This is a genomic window from Exiguobacterium sp. LL15, from assembly GCF_024436095.1.
Taxonomy (GTDB): domain Bacteria; phylum Bacillota; class Bacilli; order Exiguobacteriales; family Exiguobacteriaceae; genus Exiguobacterium_A; species Exiguobacterium_A indicum.
In genome coordinates this window covers 8,009-14,203 of record NZ_JANFNX010000007.1, presented here as the reverse complement: position 1 = coordinate 14,203, position 6,195 = coordinate 8,009, and the positions used below count along the sequence as shown (strand labels likewise).

8 protein-coding genes, 1 tRNA gene and 1 other RNA gene are annotated in these 6,195 nt (G+C 45.8%); 2 read left to right on the top strand and 8 right to left on the bottom strand.

All coding sequences use genetic code 11. The features are described from left to right. Nucleotides 1-229: 229 nt before the first annotated feature. The 6 genes from NOM72_RS16070 to tadA form a co-directional block, all read right to left on the bottom strand. On the bottom strand, nucleotides 230-448 hold the full coding sequence (locus NOM72_RS16070) for a YaaL family protein (RefSeq protein WP_023469883.1): 219 nt from the start codon (nucleotides 446-448) through the stop codon (nucleotides 230-232). Continuing rightward, the gene (gene recR / locus NOM72_RS16065) at nucleotides 445-1,044 is read right to left on the bottom strand and encodes a recombination mediator RecR (protein ID WP_023469882.1); all 600 of its coding nucleotides are present in this window, start codon (nucleotides 1,042-1,044) and stop codon (nucleotides 445-447) included. The genes NOM72_RS16070 and recR overlap by 4 nt, the downstream gene beginning before the upstream one ends. An 18-nt stretch (nucleotides 1,045-1,062) precedes the next feature. Further along, nucleotides 1,063-1,383: a YbaB/EbfC family nucleoid-associated protein gene (locus NOM72_RS16060; protein WP_023469881.1), complete on the bottom strand. Its 321-nt coding sequence runs from the start codon at nucleotides 1,381-1,383 to the stop codon at nucleotides 1,063-1,065. 18 nt (nucleotides 1,384-1,401) lie between these two features. Next, on the bottom strand, nucleotides 1,402-3,087 hold the full coding sequence (gene dnaX, locus NOM72_RS16055; RefSeq protein ID WP_023469880.1) for a DNA polymerase III subunit gamma/tau: 1,686 nt from the start codon (nucleotides 3,085-3,087) through the stop codon (nucleotides 1,402-1,404). A 95-nt stretch (nucleotides 3,088-3,182) separates the two neighbouring features. Then, nucleotides 3,183-3,449, bottom strand: an RNA gene (ffs, locus tag NOM72_RS16050) — signal recognition particle sRNA large type. A gap of 48 nt (nucleotides 3,450-3,497) precedes the next feature. After that, nucleotides 3,498-4,004, bottom strand: a complete 507-nt coding sequence (tadA, locus tag NOM72_RS16045) for a tRNA adenosine(34) deaminase TadA (RefSeq protein WP_023469879.1) — start codon at nucleotides 4,002-4,004, stop codon at nucleotides 3,498-3,500. Between the two features lie 108 nt (nucleotides 4,005-4,112). Here tadA and NOM72_RS16040 point away from each other — a divergent pair, with 108 nt between their 5' ends. Both NOM72_RS16040 and NOM72_RS16035 read left to right on the top strand, forming a co-directional pair. Continuing rightward, nucleotides 4,113-4,742: a deoxynucleoside kinase gene (locus tag NOM72_RS16040; protein ID WP_023469878.1), complete on the top strand. Its 630-nt coding sequence runs from the start codon at nucleotides 4,113-4,115 to the stop codon at nucleotides 4,740-4,742. Next, nucleotides 4,739-5,416, top strand: a complete 678-nt coding sequence (locus NOM72_RS16035; RefSeq protein WP_023469877.1) for a deoxynucleoside kinase — start codon at nucleotides 4,739-4,741, stop codon at nucleotides 5,414-5,416. The genes NOM72_RS16040 and NOM72_RS16035 overlap by 4 nt, the downstream gene beginning before the upstream one ends. A gap of 73 nt (nucleotides 5,417-5,489) precedes the next feature. On the opposite strand, the gene NOM72_RS16030 is transcribed toward NOM72_RS16035, so the two are convergent. Further along, nucleotides 5,490-5,954, bottom strand: a complete 465-nt coding sequence (locus tag NOM72_RS16030) for a DinB family protein (RefSeq protein ID WP_023469876.1) — start codon at nucleotides 5,952-5,954, stop codon at nucleotides 5,490-5,492. Between the two features lie 102 nt (nucleotides 5,955-6,056). Further along, nucleotides 6,057-6,146 (bottom strand) — tRNA-Ser (locus NOM72_RS16025). Nucleotides 6,147-6,195: the final 49 nt, after the last annotated feature.

The window sequence follows — 6,195 nt, the reverse complement described above, 5'->3', positions numbered from 1 at the left end:
TTTCAAAGTTCGTCCGCGCCTGTTTTGGCGACTCAATTAGAATACCAAGTTTGAAACAAGAAGTCAACAACTTTTTTAAAATTGTTTTTTACTTGTTTGCCGTAAGCGCTCGTCCTCTTAAGGACATGAATTAATATATCACGATAATTAGACATGTGCAACTACTTTATTAAAATAATTTATAGTTTTTTTAGAGCATGTAAAAACCGCAGACAAGAATGGCTGCGGTTTACTTCATCATCAATGAGACGCGTCTTCTTTTTGCTTCGCTTATATAGAAGAAATACAGTGATTCCGCTAACTTCATTTGTGCTTCTAAATCACCATAGTCATCATAGCTGATTTCTAAGAGATGACGCTTCATCAAATAATCTTCTTTTGCTTTTGCTAATTCTTCTAACAAACGCTGGTCGTACTCACTGCGAATCTTCTTTCGAAACCAACTCATAGTTCGCGACGTCCCTCCATTGCACGAGATAACGTCACTTCATCTGCGTATTCAAGATCTCCGCCAACCGGAAGACCATGGGCAATTCGAGTGATCCGAATACCCGTCGGTTTTAAGAGACGCGATAGATACATCGCTGTCGCTTCTCCTTCGATATTCGGATTAGTTGCTAAGATGACTTCCGTAATCGCTTCGTCCGCTTGAAGACGTGTCAGTAGGCTAGATACATTGATATCCTCTGGACCGATTCCTTCCATTGGACTGATTGCTCCATGCAAGACATGATACAACCCTTGGTAATCTCGCATCTTTTCCATTGCAATGACATCCCTTGAATCTTGGACGACACAGACAATCGTACGGTTTCGGTGTTTATCTGTACATACATAACAAGGATCTTGATCCGTGATATTCCCGCAGACACTACAGTAGGCAATGTCGCGCTTCGCGCTGACCAATGCCTTTCCGAACATCAAGACATCGTCCTCTTCCATATCAAGGACATGAAACGCTAGACGAACTGCTGTCTTCGGACCAATCCCCGGCAGTTTCGTAAAACTTTCGATCAAACGACTAATCGCTTCAGGATATTGCAAGTGGTTTCCTCCTACGAATTAAAACATTCCCGGCAGATTCATACCTTGTGTGAATTTCCCCATTTTACTTGCTACGAGTTCATCGACCTTCTTCAAAGCATCGTTTGTTGCGGCTAAGACGAGATCTTGAATCATTTCAACATCATCTGGATCAACGACTTCTTCTTTAATGATGACATCTACGATATTTTTATGACCATCAGCGACGACTGAGACCATTTCTCCGCCTGCTGTACCTGTCACTGTTAAGTCTTTTAGTTCTTCTTGTGCTTTCGCCATATCCTTTTGCATCTTCTGCATCTGTTTCATCATATTGTTCATGTTTCCCATTCCGCGCATCTGTATTCCTCCTCGAATTTAATCTTCGAACTCTACGATATCACCAAAACGACCAAGCGTCTCGGACAATAACTGATCGCTCTCCGATTCTTGTTTTGTTTCCTTCTCTTCTATACTACTACTATTTCGCTTAGCAACAAACTCTGCCTTCAGTTCATGCCAATCCTTTGAGAGAATCGCTAAAATTTCGCGTTTGACGCCGCATACTTCATACAACGCTTCTTCAATCACGAAACGTGTTCGTTCATTCGTCATGACCTGCTCAAAGTGCCATCCTTTACCGTCATCGAATTCAATCAGCAATGTATCCGCTGAACAAAGAACCGGTTTACTTTCATGGAGTAACGAGTAGATGGGACCATCTTCTTTTAAAATCCATTTTAAGATGTGATCCCAGCGTTCTTGAATCTCGCGCAATTGTGCTTTCTCTGCTCGCTCTAACATTTGGCGAATCCGCTCTTTAGCGATTCGAACGGTTGGTCGTCCTTGTTTTCGCTTCGGTTGTGCTTGTGGTGCGGCCGCTTCTTGTGCCGGAACACCATTCGACTTCCATTGGTGCATCTGTTCCTTCATTTCGCGGACTTCCTGTTGCAACGATTGGACGATCTGTCCCGTCGTTCTCCCCTGTTCCGCAATTTGAATGAAGGCAATCTCAACGAGGACCCGCGGATGATTCGTCAACCGCATCTGTTGTTGGCAGTCATGTAACTGATCAATGATCGTAAAGCACGTCTCCGCTTCAATCGATTCAACGAATTGTTTGAACTCATCCGTCGGGCGCGCACGCTCTAGCAAATCGACAGCTGTAGGCGAAGCTTTCAATAACAACGTGTCCCGGTAAAAGAAAACGAGATCCTCCACGAAACGTTTTAGATCTTTCCCCGCTCGTTGCATCGTTTCAAGCGTCTGTAACAACTGATCGACTTGATGTTCATGTAAGGCACGGGCAATGTTCAGTAATGCTTCATCTTCTACTGCTCCTGTTACTTCAAGAACAGCCGCATCATTTAGATCACCATTCGAAAAAGCAACCGCTTGGTCGAGTAGACTCAGCGCATCACGCATACCACCATCCGCCGCTCGGGCGATCAATCGTAATGCCGTATCCGAATACTCGATCGATTGGTCTTTTAAGATATATTGCATCCGCTCTACGAGTTGATCGACTTCATGCCGCTTCACATCGAAACGTTGGCAACGCGAGATGATCGTCGCCGGAATTTTATGTGGTTCAGTCGTTGCTAAGATGAAGATGGCGTGTGCCGGTGGTTCTTCTAGTGTTTTGAGCAAGGCATTAAAGGCACCTGTCGACAACATATGCACTTCATCAATGATATAGACTTTATAGGCTGCTTCTGAAGGGGGATATTTGACTTTATCCCGGATTTCCCGAATCTCATCTACGCCGTTATTGGAAGCGGCATCGATTTCGAAGACGTCCGGGCTTGATCCTTCTGTGATCGCAAGACACGTCGGGCACGTATTACACGGTTCTTTGACCGGTGCATGCTCACAGTTGATCGCTTTAGCGATGATTTTGGCAAGACTCGTCTTTCCTGTTCCACGAGGACCCGAAAATAGATAGGCGTGGGACATCCGTCCCTCCATCAATGCATTTTGGATCGTACGGGTGATATGCGCTTGTCCAACGACTTCGTCGAATCGTTGCGGACGATACACGCGGTATAGTGCTTGATAGGCCAAGTTTGCGCCTCCTCTTTTTAAGTTCCTCATTCTATTTTACCTAAAAAAGTCTACAACCGAAACCGGCTGTAGACTTGTCTTTAAAAATTAAACTGCCGCGCACCATATTCTGAAATATGTTCAACATGCGTTACTCACGCAGCCTGCTCAGTCCAAGCACCCCTACAACACACAGAGAGCACCACTTAAGGCTGCTTCCTTCCGGACCTGACCTGGTTCATGGGTATCTGTTGCGTAGGACTCAAACGTCAACGCTACTTACGTGAGGCAGACCACACCAATCATATCCCTCGACATGGAATTCAGTCTCGCTATAGCGGATTGCGAGTGACAGGGAACCGCTACATCCCCACCTAGCACGGCAAATGGTTTATCGATTTTTAGTGGCACCTTGTTTCAGTGCTTTTTCATTATACTGTTTCATCTGGTGCGATGCAACCCATTGCCCGCTTTCGCGCTTTCTTTTTCGCGCGCAGTTCCCGAAAGAACGTCGTTAGCATCTCACCACACTCTTTTTCTAATATACCGCTCGTCAACTCTGAGACATGATTGAACCGATCGTCTTGCACTAGGTTCATCAGCGTTCCGCAGCACCCACCCTTCGGATCAACGGCACCAAAGATGACATGTTCAATTCGCGACAGCATGATGGCTCCCGCACACATCGGACACGGTTCGAGTGTCACGTATAACTCGCACCCTTCAAGTCGCCAGTTCCCGAGCTTTCGGCAAGCCTCCTCGATTGCGATCAACTCCGCATGTGCCGTCGCCTGTTGATCCGTTTCCCGGTGATTGTACCCCGTCGCGATGACTTCATCGCCTTTGACGATGACACATCCGATCGGAACTTCACCGATTGCTTCTGCCTTTTTCGCCTCTTCAATTGCAAGGCGCATATAGTGTTCCTGTCGTTCCATTGACGATACTCCTCACTCTAAAAAAATTCTCCTTTTGAAACTTCAGCAAGTCGTACTTCTTTGTGCTAAAATATAAATTGCACTTTGCTGAACGGAGGGTCATTGTATATGTTCATAACGGTTGAAGGACCGATTGGTGTAGGCAAAACATCACTTGCGAACGCCATCAGTCACCATTTCTCTTTTTCTATGTTACGCGAAATCGTCGAAGAAAATCCCTTTCTTGGAAAGTTCTATGAAGATATCGAAGAATGGAGCTTCCAGACGGAAATGTTCTTCTTGTGCAATCGCTTCAAACAACTCGATGATATCGAACGTCATTACCTCAGTAAACAACGCTCTGTCGTTGCTGATTACCATATCTTTAAGAACTTGATTTTTGCACACCGCTCTCTAAAGGTAGAGCATCTTGAGAAGTATGAACAAATCTATTCGATCCTGACGACGGACATGCCAAAACCAGATGCTGTCATCTACTTGAACGCAAGTATCGACACCTTGATGAAACGTGTTGCGCTGCGCGGACGAGAAATCGAAGAAAATATGTCACGTGCCTATCTCGAACAATTAGCCGAGGATTACGAGACATTCGTCACGGAATACCAAGTCAAACATCCGGAAGTCAAAATCATCCGTTTCGACGGAGATGCTCTCGACTTCGTCAAGCGACCAGAAGATCTCGAGTACGTCTTGACGACGATCCGGAACGAATTATATGAAGGAGCGAACCACGCATGAACTTGAAGCTACGTGAAAAATACAACATCCCGGCAGATGCCGTCATTACGATCGGCGGTATGGTCGGGATCGGGAAATCAACGATCACAAACGGATTAGCCGATGCCCTTGGTTTCCGGACGTCACTCGAAAAAGTCGATACGAACCCTTACTTGGATAAATTCTATCATGATTTCGAGCGTTGGAGTTTCCACCTCCAAATCTATTTCCTCGCTGAACGCTTCAAGGAGCAAAAGCGGATTTTCCAATACGGTGGTGGTTTCATCCAAGATCGTTCAATCTATGAAGATACAGGGATCTTTGCTAAGATGCATTTTGAAAAAGGAACGATGTCTCCAACGGACTATGAAACATATTCAAGTTTGTTTGACGCAATGGTCATGACACCGTTCTTCCCACATCCGGATCTTTTGATCTATCTTGAAGGTTCGTTCGAACAAGTGCTTGAACGAATTCGTCTTCGCGGACGTGAGATGGAGCAGCAGACACCCATCGAATATTGGGAAGAGATGTATGAGCGCTATACGAACTGGATCAATAACTTCACGATCTGCCCGGTACTTCGTTTGTCGATCGACGAATACGATTTACTGAACGAGCCAGAATCCATTGACCGGATTCTCGCGAAGATCGAAAAACAGCTTGAAGTCGCTCGTATTGCCAATACACGCTAACTGATTAGATCTGCCTCTTAGGCGGATCTTTTTTTGCGCAAAAAAAGGAGACGCGTGTCGCATCTCCCTCGCATTAACCAATCACTTGATTGATTTGTTCCATATGGTGTAGATCATGTTGAGCCATTGCTCCGAGGAACTGACCGATTGTCAGTTCTTTGTCTTTAATGACGACCTTGTCCTGCAGGCGTTCTTCCGGAATCAATTCGACTGCACGGCGCAACAAGTCACGGCTGACTAAAAACTCATCAATCGTCAAGATCCGTTGCTGCTCACGGCTCATCTTCGCTGCTTCCTCATTGACCGCTTGGCTATCTGGTGCGACACGGAATGGTTCCCCCGCGAGCAAGTACGGGATGCGCTCTGCGACCATGAAGCGATCCCATGGTGATAAGTGACCGATGATCTCAGCAATCGTCCATTTACCTTCTGCATACGATGTTCGCCATGCCTCTTCTGAAATCTGTTCCAAGTCTTTTACATATGTCATCGTCATCGCATAATGCGAAAGCAACGATTCTTTTGTTTGTTCGTTCATTTCGTCCACCTCTTCTTCGTTTTTCACGTAGGCAACCATAGCACGCACGAAGAAATCGATGCAACAAAAAAGCACCTCAGAATTGAGATGCTTCATAAAAAGCGGAGTCGGTGGGATTCGAACCCACGCGAGCCTTGCGACCCCTAACGGATTTCGAGTCCGTCCCCTTCAGCCGGACTTGGGTACGACTCCATGATTATTGTTATTTTTGGGTAAAAAAAAAGAAGTGGAGGAGGCGGTG